2 protein-coding genes are annotated in these 1,615 nt (G+C 68.4%); both read left to right on the top strand.

Annotation, left to right across the window (positions count from 1 at the left end; genetic code table 11):
- Window positions 1–452 (top strand): DUF4162 domain-containing protein (locus tag ACRDPS_RS22340; protein ID WP_431503865.1); only part of this gene is annotated, 452 nt, incomplete at its 5' end.
- Window positions 452–1,615 (top strand): ABC transporter permease (locus ACRDPS_RS22335; RefSeq protein ID WP_431503864.1); only part of this gene is annotated, 1,164 nt, incomplete at its 3' end. The genes ACRDPS_RS22340 and ACRDPS_RS22335, both read left to right, overlap by 1 nt.

The following is a 1,615-nucleotide window of genomic DNA, read 5'->3' as shown; positions in this document are numbered from 1 at the left end:
ACGAGCCGACCTCCGGTCTCGACCCGTTGATGGAGGCCGTCTTCACCGAGTACGCCCGCGAGGCCAAGGCCGCCGGCTCCTCCGTCCTGCTCTCCAGCCACATCCTCAGCGAGGTCGAGAAGGTCTGTGACACCGTCACGATCATCCGGTCCGGTGTCGCCGTCGAGTCCGGCACGCTCGAGGAGCTGCGCCACCTGACCCGCTCTTCCGTCGTCGCGACCGTCGGCGGCGACCCGTCGGCTCTGAGCGGGCTTCAGGCCGTCAACGACCTCGTGACCAGCCAGAACGGCGCCGGAATCCGGGTCGCCTTCGATGTGGACAACGCCGCCGTCAGCGACGTGCTCAAGACGCTGACCGACCTCGACGTACGTGGCCTGACCATCACGCCGCCGTCGCTCGAGGAGCTCTTCATGCGGCACTACGGCGACGTCATCGAGACGGAGGACGCGTGATGAGCACGCTCGCTCCGGCCCGCCCCCGGCGTACGCCACTGACCTCCTTCGCGGGGACCTGGCACCTGACCCGGTTCATGCTGCGGCGCGACCGGGTGCGGCTGACCGTCTGGACCGTCTCGCTGCTCGCGCTGTATGCCTACTTCGTCACCGCGCTGAACGCTGCGTTCCCCACTGCTGAGGACCGCCAAGGGCGGGCCGACCAGATGACGCTGCCCGCGTCCGTCTTCATGGGCGGACCGGGATATGGCCTGGACGACTACACGATCGGCGCGATGTTCGCCAACGAGATGACCCTGTGGATGTTCGGTCTGCTCGGGGTCATGAACATGTTCGAGGTCGTTCGCAACACCCGCGACGAGGAGGAGAGCGGGCGGGCCGAACTGGTCCGTTCCGGTGTCGTCGGGCGGCACGCGGCGGTCGCCGCCTCGCTGCTGACGGTGATCATCGCCAACGTCATCTTCGCGGTGCTCGGCAGCGTGCTACTCATCTCCGCCGGCAACCTGCCAGTCGAGGACACCTTCGCGCTGTCCACAGCGATCGCCGTCAGCGGCCTGGTCTTCGCCGCGGTCGCCCTGGTCACCTCGCAACTGACCACCCACGGGCGCGGCGCAACCGGCCTCGGGCTCGCCGTCCTCGGCATATCCGTGCTGGTGCGCGGCATCGGCGACCTGCAGGCCGATCCCGGCGAGCACGGCACCTGGCTCTCCTGGCTCTCACCGATCGCGTGGACGCAGCAGATGCGGGCGTACGTCGACCTACGCTGGTGGCCGCTCGCACTGAGCCTCACGGCGGTCCTGGTGCTCCTGGCCGTGGGCGCATTCTTGGCGTCGAAGCGCGATTTCGACGGCGCCCTCCTCTCCGGCGGCTCCGGCCGCGCCGAAGCGAGCAGCATGCTCTCGTCTCCGCTCGCAATGTCGTGGCGCCAGCAGCGTACGGCGCTGTTCTGGTGGTTCCTAGGCACCTTCGTGATGTTCGGGGCAACTGGCACCTACCTCGGCGACGGCGTCGAGGAGATGGTCAGCGACATACCTGCGGCGGCCAAGATGTTCGGCGACGACCCGCTCACCGGGTTCCTGGCGATCATGATCCTGTACGCAGCACTGGCTGCCGCCGGGTACGCGATCGCCACCACTCTGCGGGCCAAGACGGAGGAGACCGAA

The organism is Nocardioides sp. (genome assembly GCF_050699375.1).
Lineage (GTDB): Bacteria > Actinomycetota > Actinomycetes > Propionibacteriales > Nocardioidaceae > Nocardioides.
The sequence above is the reverse complement of the archived record's forward strand: the minus strand, read 5'-3'. Positions and strand labels throughout refer to the sequence as shown.